Origin of the sequence: Labrenzia sp. R5_0 (assembly GCF_017743835.1) — a bacterium.
GTDB classification, from domain to species: domain Bacteria; phylum Pseudomonadota; class Alphaproteobacteria; order Rhizobiales; family Stappiaceae; genus Roseibium; species Roseibium algicola.
The window spans coordinates 1687494-1707572 of record NZ_JAGHRK010000001.1 but is presented as its reverse complement, the minus strand read 5'-3'; the positions used below and the strand labels follow the sequence as shown (position 1 = coordinate 1707572).

The window sequence follows — 20079 nt, the reverse complement described above, 5'->3', positions numbered from 1 at the left end:
ATGGCCTCGACCTTCGAATATCATCCGCAGCCCACGTTGATCACATGGGCTGAAACCAAGATGCGGGAAACCTACCCCGGGTTCGTGTTCGCCCGTGACGCTCGAGCAATCGGCCATGCCAGAGACGGAGAACTCGTGGCTGTGGTCGTTTACGATCGATGGAGCGAAAACGACTGCATGGTGCATGTCGTCTCCGATGGCTCTCGCAGCTGGATGACCAGAAGCTTTGCCGTTGTCGCAATGGCCTATCCATTCCGGCAGCTCGGTTTCACCCGCATCACGGCAATGGTTTCCGAGCTCAATGAGGAAAGCCTGCGTTTCAGTCAAAGGTTCGGCTGGCGCTTGGAGGGGTATCTCCGCAAAGCTGGGCCAAAAGGGGAAGGATTGCTTCTCTTTGGCATGCTGAAATCGGAATGCCGGTGGCTCCCCGAAGCCGCCGAAACCTTCCGCTCGGACGAAATCTCTGGTATTGAAGGATGGCAACGAGCGCAGGACGTGCTCTCCCGTAGTAGGAGAACGTCCAATGGGCAAGTCAGCGCCATCCGCGCCGGATCCGGATCCGAATATCGGCCGCGCCGCACTCAAGCAGGCTGAAACCGGTGAAGACTGGCTCAAGTTCACGCAAGACGCCTTCAAGGTATCCACCAAACGCCAGGCCGAGCTCGACAAGCTCACCAAGCAGGTCACCGACAGGCAGCTGAAACTTTCCGAACAACAGGTTGGGCTCGCCAAACAGACGACTGCGAAGCAGCTCGAGTTTGCCGATGATAGCCTGAAGTATGCGCGAGAAGATCGCGCACGATACAAGGAAGTGTTTCAGCCTGTCGAAGATAGCTTCGTCGATCAGGCCACGAACTATGACACACCCGAGCGCCGAGCAGCGGAAGCAGCGGAAGCCAAGGCGGACGTTCAGGCCGCATCGGCACAGGCCCGGGAAGCGTCACAGCGCGAAGCTGCAAGCCTTGGCGTCAATCCCAACTCTGGCCGGTTCGCAGGTGTCAGCCGCGCGAACGATCTTGGCACGGCTCTCGGTTCTGCGGGTGCGCAGAACAACGCCCGCAAACAGGTCGAAAGCACAGGTCTTGCCCTCAAGGCCGACGTCGCCAACCTTGGCCGTGGTCTGCCAGCGCAGTCTTCGAACGCTGCCGCGGTGGGATTGAACGCCGGAAACTCTGGTGTCTCCAACTCCGGCAATGCAGCCAGCCTCGGTATCAACACGCTGGGTTCCAGTGTTGCAGCTGCTCAGAACAACCAGTCCCTTTCCAACTCTGCAACTGGTATTGCCAATGCAGGCTTCCAGGGGGCGATGCAGGGGTATCAGGGGCAGGCTCAGACGCTCCAGAACCAGTACGATACCCAAGTGGGTATCTGGCAGACGCAACAGCAGATCGCAGGCCAGCAGGCCGCCGGTATCGGCTCTGCGCTTGGCGGGCTGGCTGGCCTGTTCTTCATGTCCGACGAAAACACCAAGACGGACAAGAAGAAGGTACCGGAAGGCGCAGCCCTTGAGGCCGTCGAGGAATCCCCGTCATCGACCTGGGAGTACAAGCCCGGTATGGGCGACGGTGGTGGAGAGAAACACGTCGGGCCCATGGCGCAGGATATGCAGGAAGCCACAGGCATGGGTGATGGCAAGAAGATCGCCGTCCAGGACATGCTCGGTCTGCACCATGCTGCAATCGGCGATCTCGGCAAGAAGGTCGACAAGATTGCCGCCGCCGTCGGTGTCACGCCAACGCGGCGCAAGACCAAGGCAAAGACACCGCCCCGTGAAAACGGTGAGCAGGTCGGCCTCTCGATGGCTGCATAGAAGGAAACACGTCAATGTCTTTCGGAATCGGCCTCGGCGCATTCGTCGACTCCTTCCAGCGGAGTGCGCAGCTCGGCATCAAGCTGCGCGAAACCCGTCAGGCCAATGCGCGCCGTGACCAGGTGAAGCAGATCACTGCGGACGCCAAAGCCAAGTTCGGCGATGTCCTCTCCGATGATGCCTACAACTACATGATGAGGCGGCAGGAAGCCCTCTACATGGAGAATGGCGAACTCGACAAAGCGCGGGCAATCAAGGATTGGTCGGAAAAGGATGAGGCGAAGAAGGGAACCAAGCTCTTCGCCTCGATCGGCGCCGCCCTGAATGCCGGTGATTACGAAACCGCTGCGAAGCTTGGCAACGACCTTTCCGGGCTCGACGGCTATGGCCCGTCCGGGGACTATCACTTCGAGTACACGAACCACCCGACGCAGGGCCCGGGCTTCTATGTGAAGTCCTCGGGTGGCGAAGCATTCGTGCCGCAAAACAACGCCCTGCCCTTCTTCACCAGACACTTCAACCCGCAAGCGGCCGCCGAGTGGCAGACGCAGCAGTCGAAGGAATCGAAGGATCTCGAGAAAGAAGCGCAGGAGATAAGAGCGGACGCGATCAAATCGCTTGAGAAACAGTATGACGGTGGCCTCGCCGGTGACGAACTCGCATTCAAGGACATGGAGGACAGCGAGCGGGAGCGGCTGATCAACAAGTACGCGAAAGAACGCATCGCCCCCGGCCGCCGGAAGAAGTTCGCATCCTATTTCGGTGATGATCAGACCGAGGACACCAAAGGCACCAAGGAAAGCGCGCCATCGGCACCAGGTGTTATCGTCGACCAGAATACCGGTGAACGGGTGAACCCACCACGGGCACGTGAGCAGGAACAGGCTCCGGGTTCAGACGGTTCGATCGTGAAAAACGATCTGTCGCCTATGGAAGGTATCGGCGGTGTGCCCGCACCTACTGCCGGCCCCGGCTCCACCACGGCGCCATCAGAGACGCCAGCGGCTGAGAACATGAAGCTTGTCGATGCTGTGACCAGTGCAGAAGAGGAAATGCGCAAAACCGGTGATGTGCAACGTGCAGCCGCAACGCTGAAATCAGCCGGCGTTCCGGAAAGAGCGTGGCCAGCATCAATCCGACGTGGTCTGCGTGATCAGGAAAGCCCCGGTATCTCAGCTGGGCCAAGCCGCCGACCAGTCATCAAACGCGATGCGGCTGTTGGCGTTCCTGTCCAAATCCAGCGACCGCGCTAAATCAATTCGAACAGGTCGACGGATCTTTCTTAAAGGTCCCGTCGGCCGAAAACACCGGGACATTGCACCAGTCTATGCTGGAGGGGTCTTTCGTGAACCGCACAACAGGTTCACCACCCGACAATGATGCGGCCCTGGCACTCGCCCACGCTCCGGAATCCTCCGAATACGACGTGACGATACCGAGCACCTGCAGGTCTTCATAATCGAAGAAGAGCATTTCATTCGGCGGCACAGTACCAGCGAGTGTGCCAACCATCGGGCTGACGCCGGTGGACATCAGATAGAGATTGATTTCCGCGGTGAGCTCCTGCGCATCCCGTACAGTGGTGTTGGCGTCCTCAAGCGCAGCTTCAGTATAGGAGAACTGGTGAACCCCGATCCGGGCCCCCTCTCCTACGTATCTGGTTTTGCCACCGGCATATGCATAGAAGCAGGCAGACGCACATGTCGCCCACGATGGAACGAAGGTGCTGGCTCCTGCGTCCTTCAGCAACCGGCCAACCCTGAGAGCCTCGGCGAGATTGCCACCGGGTGAATTGAGCACAGCGACAACCAGCGCGCCCTGGCTCTCCCGGATTGCCTTGCGAACGGCCGCCGCGTCTCCCTGTTCGAAGTCTCCGTCAAGGAACAATGCCGTGCTGCTATCTGTCCAGGCGCCGCGCGTTATCGTCAGCGCAGTTGCTGGGACTGTGGAAACGAGTGCAAGGCCAGCTGCAATAGCAGCGCGCGCCAATGTGTTATTCAGCGCCCTCGACAACATCTTTCTCTTCCTCCATGGGCAGATAGCCATTCCCAATCAGCCAATCATTCAGAATGCGGTTGATTGCCTGAGGCAGTGTAGGAAGATCCTCCTGCTCCCGCCGGAACTGATCAATGGCTTCAGCGTATCTTTTCTCCAAACGGACGGTTGTCGCAACCTTTTCTTGATCTGACATTTTGGTTCACCTGTGCGTTGATGCATATGCACCAAAATTAATTCTTTTAGTGGTCATTTCAAGCCGCTAATATCCGCCAAAGTTAATTCCGGGCGCAGGACGTGCCCCTCTCAGCAAGTGAGATCGCACGTCATGGCCTTCGACCCCACCAAAATTAATTGGGAAAACGTCTCTGTTCTCGGAGCCGATAACCTGACCGCGCCCGAACCGGTCAAGGCCAATCCCCTCACGAAAGCCCCTCAACCGCAAGACTGGCTGGTCTATAAAAATCAAGGTGCCATCCGGAGCCAGCCCCTCAAAACCGATCTCGTTGACGCAATGAGCTTCCTTCCGGAGCTCGGTGTCACAATGGAAGTGTTCTCCGGTGGCCAGCCGTCCCATGGTGTGCATGGTGTCGACCGGACCGGCTCGCACCGTCACGACCACGGCGGTTCCGGCGACGTCTTCTTCTATAAGGACGGCCGCCGCCTGGACTGGGCCAACGAAGCCGATCTCCCGATCTTCACGGAAATCGTTCGTCGTGCACGTCGCAATGGTGTCACCGGAATTGGTGCTGGTCCGGGCTACATGCAGCCGGGAAGCATGCACATCGGTTATGGCAACGAGGCTGTTTGGGGCAAAGGTGGCAAGGGAGCCAACGCCCCTGATTGGCTCCGGGAAGCGTATCATTCCTACGATCAGGAAGCACCAGAAAGCACGGTGCAGGCAAAAGCCACTCCCGATGTCGGTCAGCGTCTGATGTCCGACATGATGCGCGATTTCGGTCTGACCAAAGCGCAGGCGGCCGCCTTTGCCGGCAACTTTGATCATGAAAGCGGTGGGTTCAAGTATCTCCAGGAACTGAACCCGCAGGTTGCCGGCAGTGATGGCGGCTTTGGCTTTGGCATGTGGACCGGCGAACGCCGGAAGAACTTCGAAGAGTACGTCAAAGCGAACAACCTCGATCCAGCCAGCTACGAGGCGAATTACGGCTTCTTCAAACACGAGGTGCAGAACGACCCTTACGAGGCCAAGCAATTTGCGAAGGTGCTGAACGCTGAAACCGTCGAGGACGCGGCAAAGGCGGTTTCAGACAACTATCTCCGCCCGGGTGTCCCTCATATGGATAGGCGGCTTGAACGGGCTCAGGCCTACTATGCCGGTGGTGGAGCTGGTGATGTCGACTTGACGTCGGTCGAGTGGGATAGCGTTCCCATCATCGAAGCAGACGGTTCGATCACTCAGCCCAAGCCCCAAGTCAAGGCGCGTGAACAAGCCGGCGATCCGCAGGAAGACAGCGAGCTACAGACCTATTTCAGCGATCTGGAGAAGGATGCTCCCGGACGGTACAAGGTCATTCCTGAGGACCAGTACGAAGCCTGGAAGGCCGATTGGGACGCGCAAAACCAGTCTGCCGGCGTTGTCGGTGACACCAAGCGTCTCCTCAATGCCGGTTGGGCCGGTCTTGGCCTCGGCGTGCGTGAGGCCGTCAATGCTATCCCCGGCGTCGGTGATGATATCGTCTATGCGCTGGACAGTGTCGACGAGTGGATGAACGGCCAGAAGTCCGAGGCTTACCTTGGCGGCCAGATCGACAAGGCTGTCGCAACCCTGACACCAGCAACACGCGAAGCACGCGGCAAACACTGGTGGGACGAGGAAAAGAACCGTCCAGGTGCTGCATGGTCGGATCCGCGCAGCTATTTCGCTGGTGTCGTCGAATCCGTTCCGAGCATGGTCGCCACCATGGGGCCATCCATGACGCTGGCCAGAGGCGCGTATGTGTCCGCGATTGCTTCCGGTGCTTCGCAGCGTGTCGCAGCCGCATCGGCCGCGCGGACCGCTATGGTCGCCGGTGCTGTGTCTGAAGGTATCATTGGTGGCGGCCAAGCCGCTCTGTCCGTCCGTGAGCAGATTGAGCAGATGCCGCGCCAGGCGTTGGAGGAATCCGCCGCGGTAAAGCAGCTGATGGAAAGTGGCATGTCCGTCGACGAGGCTGTCGACGCGATCGCGGATGATGCAGCCACGCAGGCGTTTGTTATTGCTGGAACGGCCACCGGTGTGTTCGGCGGTTTCGGTGACCGTGTGCTTGCGAAGATTGTTGCCGACGGTGTTGGTGGCAACATCGCGCAGCGCATCGTTCAGGGTGCGGTCCGAGAAGGTGTTGCAGAAGGCGTGCTCGAAGAAGCGCCACAGGAAGCCTTGTCGCAACTCGGCGAAAACATCGCCATGAAAAACACGGTCGACCCGGACCGTGATGTGACCGAGGGTGTCGCTAACGCTGCCGCCGGCGGTGTCGCTGTCGGTGGCGCAATGGGCGCAGGCATGGGTGCAGGTGGTGCAGCGATGAGCCCGCGCACACCTGACAGTGGTTTCACTCCGGACATCACCCCGAAAAAAGGTGTGCTGGCCGAGGCAATGGACCACGGCGCTCGGGAAACCGCAGCTGCCGCTGGTTCGACGTTCATCATCAACGATCCGGCCTTTGATGATAGCCCCGCCGGTGAGCTCAATGGCGTCGAGGTGAGCCTCGCCCCTGATCAGTCCGGTATCGCCCAGGGTATGCGCCGGGTCATTCTCCCCGACGGCCGCACCCATGTCGTCGGCCAACGGCTTCTGTTGCCGAAAGAACCGGTCAACATGGCCCCGCCACAGGCTGAAGGTGAAACGACCGCCAGCGACGTAGCCGCAGTTTCAGAAGATATCCCGGAGGGTGCTCCGGCCGCCGGTACCGATGTCCGGATCAAACTTCCTGACGGTGCCGAAATCATGGCCCGCGTTGAGGGTTATGCGGACGGCGAAGCCATCGTTATGGACGCCGGTACCGGTGAAGTCCTCCAGGTGCCGCTATCTGATATTGAGCTGAGCCCTGCCGCAGCAGCTGCCGAACCTGTCGTCGTGGCCAAAGAGCAACGCAGCCAGCAGGGTGAACCGATCCCGGACGATGTTCCGGGAACTGAGCCGATCCCTCAGGAGCAGACCACCGGCGAGTTGCCGCCGGCTTCAGAGTCCGCCCCTGTCGCTGATGTGCCGTTTCGCACCCCGCAGCCCGGGCAGCGTGTCATTGTGGCCGCCGACGGTATCGAGCGGTTCCCGGGTACGGTCCAATCCTATGAGGATGGCGCAGAGGAAGCCCTGATCCGCCGTGACGATGGCTCCGAGGTGCAGGTTCCAGTATCAGATCTGCGCGTTTCCAAGCTGACAGACAAGCAGATCGAGAAACAGGAGCTCAAAGAAAACCCGCCGGTCGAGCGTGAAACCATCACCGACAAAGAGCCGACCGCGCGCGAAGTGGTCAGCAAGCAGGTCCTCCTGCCGGATACCAAACACGCACGGCTCTACGATCTTGGCAAACTGCGCCGAGATTCTAAACGCACCATCGGTGCCGGCACCCTGGACATGGACGCCGTCAGCCCGGGCGAACAAAGTCGCCTCGCAGACGAGTTTGGTGTGTCCTCGCAGCGGCTCGGCCAGATCGCTGACGATTACCGGTACCGCGTTGAGCGGGCGGCCAAAGAAGCCAAGAGCCGTCTCCCGTTCAAGATGTGGCCGGTAAACGAAAAGATGCTCGGCCGGATGAAGGACGAGGACCGGAAGGAAGCAGCCACCGACGCTGCGTTCCCTGTTCCGGAGCCCATGGACGAAGGCACGAAGGTGCTGGAGAACGACTGGGACAAACTGCCGGTCGAGGCGAGAAAGGCAGTTCTGACAGCGGCCAAGGTGAAGCGCGCGCCGTCCACCAGGTGGGCCGACTTCCCGGCCAACATCCGGAAGAAGCTTGAAGCCTCTTTGCAGGTCAGCACCTCAGATGAAGCGGTGCCGGAAGTCACCCCAGTACAAGAGGTCACCGCCGCCCCCGTCACTCCGCCGAGCTTTGAGGACTTCAAAGCCTCTCTGCCGAAGGACGCGGAAGGGTATCCGGATCTCACAGGAGTTGGCAGTGCCGTCATCGGTGAGATCAGTGGCGGAACCACCACGGCGTGGAACGGGCTCAAGACTGACGAACAGCGCGCGAAGGCAATTGCCCTCGCCAACGAACGCACGGCGGCAACCCAGAAACCGACTGACACGCTCGAAACCGCAGCGCAGGAAGCGGCGACATCGCCGGCGAACGATCGGCCGGAACCAACGCAGGCGCAGAAAGAAGCCGGCAACTACAAGCTCGGCCATGTGAAACTTGGCGGGTTCGATATCTCGATCGAGAACCCGCAGGGTTCGGAGCGCAAGGGTGTCGACCCGAACGGCAAGCCGTGGTCGGTCACGATGAAAAGCCACTACGGCTATTTCAAAGGAACCGTCGGCAAGGACAAGGACCATATCGATACCTTCATCCGGCCAGGCACTGAAACACTCGCCGATACCGACCCGGTATTCGTTATCGACCAGGTCAACCCGGACACGAAGCGGTTCGACGAACACAAGATCATGCTGGGTTTCAAAACCCGGCAGGCAGCTGAGCGCGCCTACAAAGAGAACTATGCAAAGGGGTGGAAGGGCCTCGGCACCATTGTTCGCACCAACGTCGGCGAGCTCAAGGACTGGTTCGCGAACGGCGATACCAGCAAGCCCTTCACGAAGCGTGGCAAACCAGCCGACCAGCCCAGTGCAACCAAATCCGAAAAACAGCCCGATCTGTCAACCAAGCCACGCGCAGACACTAACGGTGGATTGAACTCCGACGACGTAAAGTCCGTTCTGCGCTCGAAGGAATGGAAGAAGGTTTTTGGCAGCACGACGAACATCAACGCCGAAACCGACTTCTATGCGCATCCGGAGAGCGAGGTTGCATTTGATCAAGCCGCTGGATGGCTGGATGCGAAGGCCGGTCGCCCTCCCCGTGAGCAGAAGCCGTTCACACCTGTCCACAATTCTGCATTCAATCCGCGCGCGCCGTACTTGGAATCCTACTGGGGTGCGAAGCACGGAGAGGCCCGCAAGATCCGTGCAAGTGAGGCCGTCTCGGTCTACGAAGAGCTGACATCCGGAAAATCACCTCAGCAGGAGTTGGTTGAAAGAGTTCACCGCGTGCCACCGGCATTGGTATACCACGGCACATCCGAAGGCGGATTCGAGACATTCGACACGTACGGTGGCAAATATGGGCTCTTTGGATCCGGCGGTTATTTCACCGAAGACCCGTCTATAGCCCGCGAGTACACCCGAAAGGGTCGCGGAGAAAATCCTATGGTCTACAGCGCCCGGTTGACCGTGATGAATCCCCTCGACATGGATGCATCGGCTGATGTTCCGGCATGGCAAAAGGCTTTCGATGAGTATCTTGACGCAGACCAGCTTCCAAACAATCCGACAAACGAGCAGGTTTATCGCGAGATAGAGGACGTTCTCAGCGATGAAATGCTTCCGGATTGGGAGGGTGCTGAGATCATGCAGGACCGTGTCCGCGCCATGGGGCACGATGCCATTACTCATATCGGCGGTGGACGACACAAGACCTCCAAGGGTGTCCGTCACCGCGTTTGGATCGTGTTTGATGAAGAGCAGGTGAGCGAACTTAAACCGGTCGGTGACGCCTCAATCGACAAAAAGACTGACGCGGGCAAATCCGCCTTCGCCGGCAACAAGCTCTTCACCGAGGACAAGGTTGTTGCCGCCCGCAAACGCCTGCGTCAGAAATTCGGGCAAATCAATTCCGGTATCGACCCGGAAATGCTGATCGATGGCATGACCATCGCCGGCGCATACATCGAGTCTGGTGTGCGCAAGTTCCCTGACTATGCAAAAGCCATGGTCAAAGATCTTGGTCCCGCAGTCAGACCTTTTCTGCTATCCTTCTATGAAGGTGCCCGAAATTACCCGGGCCTTGATACAGCTGGCATGGATAGTGTCGAGGATGCAAAAGCAGCCTTCGATGCAATGACAGGTAAGCCAGCTGCGGAGACGAAAAATGACAACGCCGCTGCAAGCCCGCGAAACGTTCAAAGCCGCCCTGAAAGAAAAAGCCCCGAACCAGTTCCGGGCGATGGCGCGAGCCGGGGAACTCTCGACCTATTTGGACAGCCTGACCGGCCAGTTGAGCGAGAGCGTGAGCGCAGCCCGCAGTCAAGCGATCGAGGCGGTGAGAAGCGAAGCAAGCCCGCAGTTTCAGGACAACGCTCTGAGAGCTCATCAGGACCTGAACAGCAAGTTCCGGAGCGCGGAGGAAACCGCGACGGCACAGGTTCTGGAACAGATCGAAAGCCTGAACCAACCCGCCGAAACTATCGCGTAGCTGAAGGCGAGCTCACCCGCAAAGGGTCATGGCTCCGGACAGCGCAGAAAAACGTCCAGATCGTCGAGCTGATCAAGCGGCTTGAAAATGAGGGCCGTGCAGCCACGGCCGACGAGCGTGCCCTTATTGTGCAGTTCACGGGCTGGGGTGCTTCTGAAATCGCCAATGGCGTGTTCCCCAACCGAAATGGGCAGTACAAGGATGATACCTGGAGGGGGCTCGGTGAGCGCCTGAAGGCTGCGCTATCCGACGAAGACTACAAGACCGCCGCTCGATCGACGCAGTACGCTCACTACACATCGGAATCTGTGATCAGGTCTATCTATGATGGCTTGAAGCGGTTCGGCTTTGCCGGCGGCCAGGTGCTAGAGCCCGGTATGGGTATCGGTCACTTCCTCGGTGTCATGCCGGCGAACATGGCTGGAACGAGCCAATACACTGGTATCGAGTTCGACGGTGTCACCGCTGCCATCGCCAAGCACCTCTATCCAGACAGCCGGGTGACCCACGGCGACTACACCAAGACGAAACTGCCCAAAAGCTATTTTGACTTGGCAATCGGTAACCCGCCATTTGCCCAGACGAAAATCACCAACGATCCCGAATACCGGAAATACGGGTTCTCCCTGCACGACTACTTCTTCGCAAAGACTATCGATCGGGTGAAGCCCGGTGGCCTTATGGTCTTTGTGACCTCCCGGTACACCATGGACAAGGTTCGCGATGCTGGCAGACGCTACCTTGCCGATCGGGCTAATCTGCTCGGTGCAATCCGGTTGCCGCAGACCGCGTTCCAGGCAAATGCCGGCACCGAGGTCGTGACAGACGTTCTGTTCCTGCAAAAACGTGGTCCCGGTATCGAGGACAACGGCGTCTCCTGGACGGACACGAAGGAAATCACCGTTGGCGAAAACACCTTCACGGTGAACGAGTATATCGCAGACCACCCGGAAATGGTTCTTGGCAGCCATGCCGCCACGGGCACGATGTACCGCAAGAACGACTACACTGTGTCCCCTGACAAGTCCAAGGACATCGAAGCCGCGTTTGCAGGCGCGATCGAGAACCTTCCAGAGGCTATCTACAAGCCCGAACGTGGCTCCGAAGCGGAAAAGGCGAAAGTGATCGAGAAAGACTTCGATCCTAAAGCCAAGAAGGAAGGCGGCCTCTATCTTTCGGACAGCGGAGATTTGATGATCCGCCAGGACGGTGTCGGTCAAGCCTTCACCGAACGCCAGACGTCCACCGGTAAACTGAAGCCTCTGTCCAAGAAGGAAGCTCAGTTCCTGAAGGATTTCGTCTCTCTCAGAGACGCTGTGAAGCAAACGCAATTCGACCAGCTCACCGACGGCGACTGGGAAAAGTCCCTCGCAGCCGCCCGCAAGTCTTATCAGGACCTGGTCAAGCGAAACGGAAATATCCTCGCCTACTCGACCATTGAACGTACGGACGACGAGGGCAATACCCAGTCCTATAAGCGGTTCAAGAATGAGCCTTTGTTCATGATTGATCCGGATGGGCCGCTTGCGTTCACCCTGGAAAAGATCACGGAAAGTGGGGACATCGTTGAAGGCGCCATCTTCAACGGTCGTGTCCTCAACAAACCCAGCGATCCGGAGATCGTTACCACCCAAGACGCGATGTTTGTTTCGCTCGACAAGCTGGGTCGTTTCGACCTTTCCGACGTCGCGAAGCGCGCTGGGCGTTCGGAAGAAGAAACGATCGCCGACCTTGCCACCTCGATCTATGAAGATCCGGGCGATGGGTGGGTGCTTGCCGACGAATACCTGTCCGGAAATGTCGTGCAGAAACTCGCGGAGGCTCGTGCCGCCGCAGATATGGACCCGAAATATGCGCGCAATGTCGACGCATTGCTCGCGGTCCAGCCTCGCCCGCTTGGTCCTACCGAAATCGACGTCAAACTCGGTGCTCCTTGGCTGCCGGCAAGCGATATCGAGGAATTTGCGCGCGAAGTGATCGGCAAGGACATGACGATCACACACAACGTGAAAGTCGGTACGTGGCAAGTATCGGGTGACAAGTCGACCATTGGCGAGTTCGCGATGGACAACTTCCCTGCCGCGGACATCCTCAACAAGATCCTGAACAATTCGCAGCTGCGCGTCACCCGGGCGACGGTGTCCCCTGACGGCAAGAAGTCGACCGAAACAGACCCGGAAGGCACGGAAAAGCTCAACGACATCGCGCGAAAAATCAAAGACAGGTTCCGTGCGTGGATCTGGAAGGACGCAGCTCGCTCCAAGCGCTTGGTGAACTTCTACAACGACAACTACAACAACATTGCCCCGCGCCAGTTTGACGGCTCGCACCTCACGCTCCCGGGGACGTCCCTGCGTTTCAACCTGCACCCGCACCAAAAGCGCTCTATCTGGCGAGCTATCCAGACCGGTGACACCTATCTGGCTCACGCCGTCGGTGCCGGCAAGACCTTTGAAATGATCGCCATCGGTATGGAGGAACGGCGTCTCGGGCTCTCCAAGAAACCGCTGTTCGCGGTACCGAACCACATGCTTGGCCAGTTCCAGCGGGAGTTTCTGGAGCTCTATCCGGCCGCCAACATCATGGTGGCCGACGAAAAGAACTTCCACACCTCGAACCGCCGCAAATTCATTGCGCAAGCCGCGCTCAATGATCCGGATGCGATCATCATCACGCATTCCGCGTTTGGCCGGATCGGTCTGTCTGACGAAACCAACGACAAGCAAATTCAAGACCTGATCGACGAGTGGAAAGAGCTCCAGGAGGAGATCGAAGCCGCCGAGGGTAAGGGCCTGTCGTTCAAGCGGACCCAAAGCCAGATTGAGCGACTGGAAAAACGCCTGCAGGGCAAGCAGAAACGCGAAGCCAAAGACCAGGTGATGACCTTCGAAGAGCTCGGTGTCGATCGGCTCTTGATCGATGAGCTCCACGAGTTCCGGAAACTGGATTTTGTAACCAATCAGGGTTCCGTGAAAGGTATCGACCCGCAAGGCTCTCAGCGTGCGATGGACCTTTATTCCAAGGTCACCTACCTGCGCGAGAAAAACCCGGATCCTAAGCGGGTGCTGGTCGGTGCGTCTGGAACGCCTGTTACCAACACTATGGGCGAGCTCTTCACCGTGCAGCGCCTGTTCCAGCCTGAAGTTCTCGAGGACATCGGCGCGCATAACTTTGATGCTTGGGCCGCGCAGTTCGGTGACATCGTCGAAGGTCTTGAACAGAACGCCGCCGGCAAATTCGAAACTGTGAGCCGGTTCGCTCGCTTCCAGAACGTCCCGGAATTGATGCGCCGCGTCAGAACCTTCATGGATATCCTGACATCCAATTCTTTGGGCCAGCTTGTTCAGCGTCCGACCCGCATCAATCCACCGCGGGAAATCAAAACCACCCCGACGCCGCAGGGATACAAGTCCTACCAGGACACGCTGAATAGCCGCATCAATGCGATCCGTCAGAGGAAAGGACCGCCCAAGAAGGGTGAAGACATCATCCTGAAGGTGATTGCCGATGGCAGGTTCTCCGCCATCGACATGCGGTTCGTTCATCCAGAGCAAGCATCTGACCCGGATTCCAAACTCAATCAGATGATCGACGACGTGATCGCCGACTACCGCGCGACTGCCAATAACGAGTACGCTGGTGTCACCAGTGAGAAAGACCCGTTGAAGGGCTCTACGCTGGTAATCTTCGCCGACATCGGTCTGGGCGATGCCGTGGTGAAATCACGCGGCTTCGACATGAAAGGGTGGATCGAGAAGCGTTTCACCGACGCAGGTATCCCGAAGGATCACTTCGCATTCATCCGTGACCACAAGGCGCATGCGAAGAAAGAACGCCTGTTCGCCGATCTGCGTGAAGGGCGCAAGCGCATCCTGATCGGCGGCAAGGACATGGAGACTGGCGTCAATGTGCAGAAGCGCCTGACGCACCTCTATCACCTGGACGCGCCATGGTTCCCGGCTTCCGTTGAACAACGTGAAGGCCGCGCTGATCGTCAAGGCAACCAAAACGAAGACATCGTCATCCGGGCCTACGCGACCAAGGGCAGCTATGACAGCACGATGTGGTCGATGAATGCCCGGAAGGCTCGCTTCATTGAGCAGGCCCTCAACGGTGATGAAACTGTCCGGAAAATGGAGGACGTTTCTGAGGCTTCTGCGTTCGAAATGGCCGCCGCTCTCTCTTCCGGTGACCCTCGATATCTCCAGTTGGCTGGATTGCGACAGGAGGTGGAGCGTCTTGGCCGGCTGCGCAAAGCCCACTTCGACGAGCAGAACCGCTACAAACGGGAAGAGCACTACGAAGAGAGCGGTATCGGCAGGCTGAAGACTTCACGGACGGAGCACGAAGCCGCGATTGCGAAGGGACATCGCATCGAAGCCGGCAAGTTCTCTGCGACCGTCGGCAAGAAACCCTACGACAAGCGCGACGACTGGGCCAAGGACGTCTATGCCGCGTTCCGCAATGAGGCTGAGAGCGGTACCGTCGGGAAGACCACGCTCGGCAAAATCGGCGGTCATGACGTCGACTACTATGGCGACCGCTACGACGACGGCAGTCACAAAGCTGAGCTCGCAATCGAGCTGCCAGGCGATCTGCCGTTGCTCGCGGTTCATCCAACTGCCGAAGACATCACTGTCGCCGGTATCGGCCAACGTGCGGTCAACCAGGTCAACTCCATTTTCGAAAAGCCGGGTGAGCTCTCGATCAAGATCGAACAGGCCGAACGCCGGCTTAAACAGATCCGTTCACAGATCGGAGCCCCCTTCCCTGAGGAATCGCTGTTCCTGGAAAAGCAGGGTGAACTTTCCGAGCTTGAGCTTGAGCTCCAGTCTGAGAAAGAAACAGCTGGTCCAACGGAGGCTGAGAAGGCTGGGAGCGTTCGTGACGCCGTCAAAGCACGCGACGAAGAACCAACAACCGTTGAGGAATCTGACGACGTCGATGTAGACCAGCGCTTTTCCAAAGCCATGGGACAGCAAGGAAGGTCATCCGACCTGCGGGCCGAGTTGACAAAAGGCCAGACTGGCGCGTTCTTCGAGCAACTTCTCAACAGCGGCATTGTTCGCATCGTCGAAACCCGGCGAGCAGATCTACCGGGAGACGTTCAAGCCTGGACTGATCCGGACGGCACGATAACGCTTGTGGCCCCGGCCATCGCTGAAGGAACGGGAACGGCCGTTCTGTTGCATGAGGCACTACATGCCGGTCGTGGCGCGTTGGTGGAGCGCAAAGTATGGCAGGCGCTCGAGAAGCGCCTCGCCTCTCTGTATCGTCAGCACAACCGTTCAGCAGGTCGAGCAAAAGAGTTCTTCGATGCTGCCCGTGATCGCGTTGAAGCGGCCGGTGTGCAGGAGAAAGACCGGGTCGAAGAGTTCGGCGCCTATGCAATCGAAGAGTACGAGAAGGCTCCCAAGATCCTCCAGCGCTGGGTCGACGACGCGATCGGTGCGGTGAAATCGTGGGTGCTGCGCCGGTTCGGTCGCCAGCTTGGTGCTATCACCCCCGCTCAGCTTCGCGCTTTGGCGATTTCAGCACTGAAGGACAAGGCTCGGCCAGACCCGGTTTCGAACGTAGCGACGGGCGAGCCGCGCGGTGTCATGTTCTCCAGGAAGGTGGACAAGGCAGAGGTCAAAGACCAGATCGCCGGCCGCTGGACAGATCTTTCGCCGAAACTGCTCTCTCTGGTTCCGCTGAACTATTTCGAGGAAATGAAGCGGCCGGGAATGAATGCTGTCACCAAGTACATGAAGGTGAAGCGGTCCATGGACACCTATCGGAGCGAAAAGCACGAGGCCATGGACAAGGTGGCTCAGGATTGGCGGAAATTTGCCAGCCGCAATCGCAAGGGAGCGGCCGAGCTCGCAAGCCTCATGCATGACAGTACCCGGATGTCGGTTGACCCGTCGATCACATACGAAGGCAAGGAACCCGGAGGCTACTTCGCCCTCAAAGCTCGATTTGATGCTCTGCCGCCAGCCGCCCGGGCTCTCTACAAGACGGTCCGTAATTCCTATGTGCGAATGCAGAAGGAAATGGACCAGTTGATCCTCGACAACGTCGACAAGGCGCAGAAGATCAACGAGAAAGAGGCGAAGAAGCGTTACGACGCGGCTAAGCAAAAACTCGACCGTGACCGGTCGATCGACGAGTTGGAGCGCCGCGAAAAGGCGGAGGAACTGGCCGCCAAATACAAGGCCGACCTTACGAAATCGCGCTGGGCTGCCAAAGCCCGCCTTACGCGGCTACGTCAGACCTTCGAAAAGAACCGGGTGCCAGCACCGTATTTCCCGCTAGCGCGTTTCGGCGACTACTTTGTGTCGGTCCGGGATATGGCCGGCGACATCGTTTCGTTCTCCAGGTTCGAAAGCGATGCGGACCGCCGTCGCTGGCTCCGCGCAAACAAGGCGGAAATAGAGGGCGAGTATCCGGGCGTTGTCTTTGAACAGGGTGTGCTCGGAAACAGCGCCGCCGTTCGCCAAGCCATGGACCCGCGTCTTGTCGCTGAAATCGACGGCATCCTGAAAGACGCCAATGTCGATGCAGAGGTCATGGACGCGATCTATCAGAAGTGGCTTCAGTCCATGCCTGACCTTTCGGTGCGCAAGCGCTACATCCACCGTAAGGGCACTTCCGGGTTCCATCAGGACGCCCTGCGTGCGTTTGCCTCGCACATGTTCCATGCCGGTCACCAGATGGGGAAACTGAAATACGGCATCGACCTGCAGGAGGCCGTCGACGATGCGCGCGACCAGGCGAAAGGTTCGGACGATCCGACCCGGGCCGGCCAGCTGGTCAATGAACTGTCTCTTCGCCATGAATGGGTAATGAACCCCAAAGGCAGCAAGTTCGCGCAGAAGGTCAATAGCGCGGCGTTCGTTTGGTATCTGGCCGCTACGCCGGCAGCCGCGATTATCAACATGACGCAGCCTATCCTGTTCGGTATCCCCATCCTCGGCGCAAAGCTTGGCGGTGTCACCAAAGCATCGGCCGCGCTCATGAAAGCGTCGACAGATGTCATGTATGGCAAGGGGGACATCATCAACGGTCGCCTGACCAGTGATGAAAAGCGCGCAATCAAAGACCTCTACGCTTCAGGTTCAATCGACAGAACCATGGCAATGGAAATCGCGGGTATCGGCGATAGCGGTGTCGCGTATTCTCCCCTCCGGCATTCTGTGATGACCAAGATCTCTTGGATGTTCCACCGTGCCGAGGTGGTGAACCGCGAAGTCACTGCGCTGGCCGCGTATCGCATGGCCCGGGCGAAAGGCATGAGTCATGAAAAAGCGGTCGATGTCGCTCATGAGCTCAATTTCACCGTCAACTATGACTACGCGAACTCCAGTCGGCCGCGCATCCTGCAAAGCGACTTCGCCAAGGTTGCCGGCGTCTTCATGAGCTACCAGCTCAACGTCTGGTACCGGATCTTCCGGGACATCCATCAGTCGTTCGCAGGGGACACTCCGCAGGCCCGCAAGGAAGCTCGGTACCAGTTGGCAGGCTTGATGGGTGTGCAAACGCTCATCGGCGGCACCAGCGGCTTCTTTGGCTACAACGTGCTGATGGCGTTGGCTGGAATGTTCTTCGATGACGATGATGACCCGTTCAGCTTCAAACATGAGGCAGAACGCGCCATCTACGATCTGTTCGGCGCAAACGTTGGCGGCATGATCATCAATGGCGTCCCCGGGCATCTTACCGGTGTCGATCTCACCAGCCGTATCGGAATGGCCGATTTCTTCCTGCGCATGCCCGAGGGTAGCAAGGAAGGTAAGGACTGGTGGCTTGAGTTTGTTGCCGGATCCCTGGGCGCATCGGTGGGTGCTGTGGGCAATGCCATCGTCGGCATGCACTACATGAGCGAAGGTGATACCGCCCGTGGCCTTGAGCTGATGGCACCCAAAGCCATCAAGGACGCTATGAAGGCTTGGCGCTACAACAATGAAGGGCTGTTGACCCGAAAGGGTGACATCATTCTGCCGCGTGATGACATCAACGCCTGGAACGTGATCGCGCAGATGTCCGGTTTCACCCCGGCGAAAATCTCCATGGCGCACAAGCTACGTGGTCGGAAATATGAGGCACAGAACCGGATCAAAGAAGAGAGGTCCGCTCTGATTAACCGGTTCGCCACCTCTATCCGCAATGGCGACGTCGATGCGCGGAAGAGAGTTATCGAGCAGATCAAGGCTTGGAACAAGCGCAGCTATGCCAAGGTTCTGCCGATTACCAAGGAAACACTGGAACGCTCGCTCAAGACCCGGGCTCGGCTTTCCGCTCGGCGTGAGGATGGGTTCTTGCCGATCAACGAGAAGATCGGGCATTACCTGTCACAACGGACACCGGAGAACCCTTACCGGTAAGCTCTCACCTCTCCTCCCGCCGCGGTGTCGCGGCGGGTTTGTCGTGAAAATACGTCTCATCACCAGTCAACCGGGCCGCTAATTCGTCGATCGCTTCGATGACGTAGTTTGCGAGCTTCTGTTCCTTGGAGCCGATCTTCGCTTGTCGCACGACATCGATGCTACCGGCTCTGCCGACGCGCAGTTTTTCCAGCACTTCAGCGGTGTGGATCACTCCCCTGACACTTCGTCTTGACATCTTTCGGTGTGCCCTCGCCTTTCACAACTTCGATTTCTCTGTTATGACAATACCACGCTAAAACAGTGCGCAGGACGTGCCTGTTCCGAATAGGGAACACACGTCCATGACAGTCCGCATCACCGAGGCTGGTCTTCGCAAGATCGCACCTGGCGCTTCCAACGACATCGTCTCCGGAATCATCGCGCACCAGAACCTGCTGCCGAAATATGGCATCGATACGCACCAGCGTGTAGCCATGTTCTTCGGTCAGGTGGCTTGCGAAACGCAGGGGCTGACCCGGCTCGAAGAAAATCTCTACTACACCACGGCAAAGCGGCTGATGCAGGTCTGGCCGACACGGTTCAAATCCGTAGGTGCTGCCACCCCGTTTCTCCGCAACCCGCGAAAACTCGCCAACAATGTGTATGGCGGCCGTCTCGGCAATAACAAGCCGGATGATGGCTGGTTGTACCGTGGTTCCGGGTGCAAGAACACGACCGGAAAGTACAATTTCGGAATCGTGCAGAAGGTCACCGGCCTGCCTGTCGTCGCAAAGCCGGAAATGCTGCGGCGTTTCCCGGAAGCGCTGGAATCCGCCTGTATCTACTGGAAGACGAACAACCTGAACCGGTTTGCTGATGCAGGGTCTGTCACCGGCCTTACCAAGGCTGTCCAGGGTGGTTCCGGCGGCCTTTCAGACCGGCGCATCTATACCGATCGTGCGCTGCGCGTCGACTGGGGTGCAGCTGCTGACGCTCCCGTTCCTCATACGAACACGGCGGAACGCACGCTCCGGATCGGCGACCATGGGCCGACGGTGAAGATTGCACAGGAACGCCTGCTGGATCATGGCTACGAAATCATGACCGACGGCGTTTTCGGTCCCGGTACCGAGAACATTGTGCGCGAGTTCCAGGAAGCCAATGGGCTTATGCCCGACGGTGTCGTGGGGCCCAACACGTGGTCCGCCCTGAAGAAGACGCCGGAGCCTGCCGAACCGGACATTGCGCCGGCGGCTACTGGCTTCATTGCCCTCATCGTCGAGATCATCGCGAGGCTTTTCAATGTTCAAAGGTAACCGCACGCGCCTCCTGGGCACGCTGATCATGATCCTCGGTGTCATTGAATTGTACGCCCGGGAAATCTTTCCTCCGGAATGGCAAGGGTATGTCCTTGTCACCATCGGCATCGTGGTGATTGTCCTGCGACAGCTCACCACAACCCCTCCAGGTCGGAAACGCCCCCCGGACGATCCTGAAGACTTGAGCGGAGCTATGTGAGGGA

General features: G+C 58.5%; 9 protein-coding genes. 6 read left to right on the top strand and 3 right to left on the bottom strand.

Features of this window, described 5'->3' with window-relative positions; genetic code table 11:
- The 3 genes from J7447_RS07745 to J7447_RS07735 are packed head-to-tail and all read left to right on the top strand — an operon-like array spanning nucleotide 1 to nucleotide 3063.
- Nucleotides 1-594 carry a GNAT family N-acetyltransferase gene (locus J7447_RS07745; RefSeq protein WP_209169228.1) on the top strand — a complete coding sequence of 198 codons (594 nt, stop codon included), beginning with the start codon at nucleotides 1-3 and terminating at the stop codon, nucleotides 592-594.
- Complete coding sequence (locus tag J7447_RS07740) at nucleotides 524-1810, top strand: tail fiber domain-containing protein (protein ID WP_209169227.1); 1287 nt, start codon at nucleotides 524-526, stop codon at nucleotides 1808-1810. Before J7447_RS07745 ends, J7447_RS07740 begins: the two co-directional genes overlap by 71 nt.
- Before the next feature lie 14 nt (nucleotides 1811-1824).
- Nucleotides 1825-3063, top strand: a complete 1239-nt coding sequence (locus J7447_RS07735; RefSeq protein WP_209169226.1) for a hypothetical protein — start codon at nucleotides 1825-1827, stop codon at nucleotides 3061-3063.
- 1 nt (nucleotide 3064) lies between these two features.
- Here the strand turns inward: J7447_RS07735 and J7447_RS07730 are convergent, their stop codons facing one another.
- Together J7447_RS07730 and J7447_RS07725 are read right to left on the bottom strand one after the other, a co-directional pair.
- The gene (locus tag J7447_RS07730) at nucleotides 3065-3826 is read right to left on the bottom strand and encodes a hypothetical protein (protein WP_209169225.1); all 762 of its coding nucleotides are present in this window, start codon (nucleotides 3824-3826) and stop codon (nucleotides 3065-3067) included.
- Nucleotides 3804-4001 (bottom strand): hypothetical protein, encoded by a 198-nt coding sequence (locus tag J7447_RS07725; protein ID WP_209169224.1) that lies wholly within the window; start codon nucleotides 3999-4001, stop codon nucleotides 3804-3806. The genes J7447_RS07730 and J7447_RS07725 overlap by 23 nt, the downstream gene beginning before the upstream one ends.
- A 132-nt stretch (nucleotides 4002-4133) precedes the next feature.
- Here J7447_RS07725 and J7447_RS07720 point away from each other — a divergent pair, with 132 nt between their 5' ends.
- Nucleotides 4134-18575: a phage tail tip lysozyme gene (locus tag J7447_RS07720; protein WP_209169223.1), complete on the top strand. Its 14442-nt coding sequence runs from the start codon at nucleotides 4134-4136 to the stop codon at nucleotides 18573-18575.
- A gap of 4 nt (nucleotides 18576-18579) precedes the next feature.
- Here the strand turns inward: J7447_RS07720 and J7447_RS07715 are convergent, their stop codons facing one another.
- Nucleotides 18580-18813 (bottom strand): hypothetical protein, encoded by a 234-nt coding sequence (locus J7447_RS07715; RefSeq protein WP_209169222.1) that lies wholly within the window; start codon nucleotides 18811-18813, stop codon nucleotides 18580-18582.
- A gap of 106 nt (nucleotides 18814-18919) precedes the next feature.
- Between J7447_RS07715 and J7447_RS07710 the strand changes: the two genes are divergently transcribed.
- Both J7447_RS07710 and J7447_RS07705 read left to right on the top strand, forming a co-directional pair.
- A complete protein-coding gene (locus tag J7447_RS07710) occupies nucleotides 18920-19873 on the top strand; it encodes a peptidoglycan-binding protein (protein WP_209169221.1) in 954 nt (317 codons plus the stop codon).
- The gene (locus J7447_RS07705; RefSeq protein ID WP_209169220.1) at nucleotides 19860-20075 is read left to right on the top strand and encodes a hypothetical protein; all 216 of its coding nucleotides are present in this window, start codon (nucleotides 19860-19862) and stop codon (nucleotides 20073-20075) included. The genes J7447_RS07710 and J7447_RS07705 overlap by 14 nt, the downstream gene beginning before the upstream one ends.
- Nucleotides 20076-20079 lie beyond the last annotated feature (4 nt).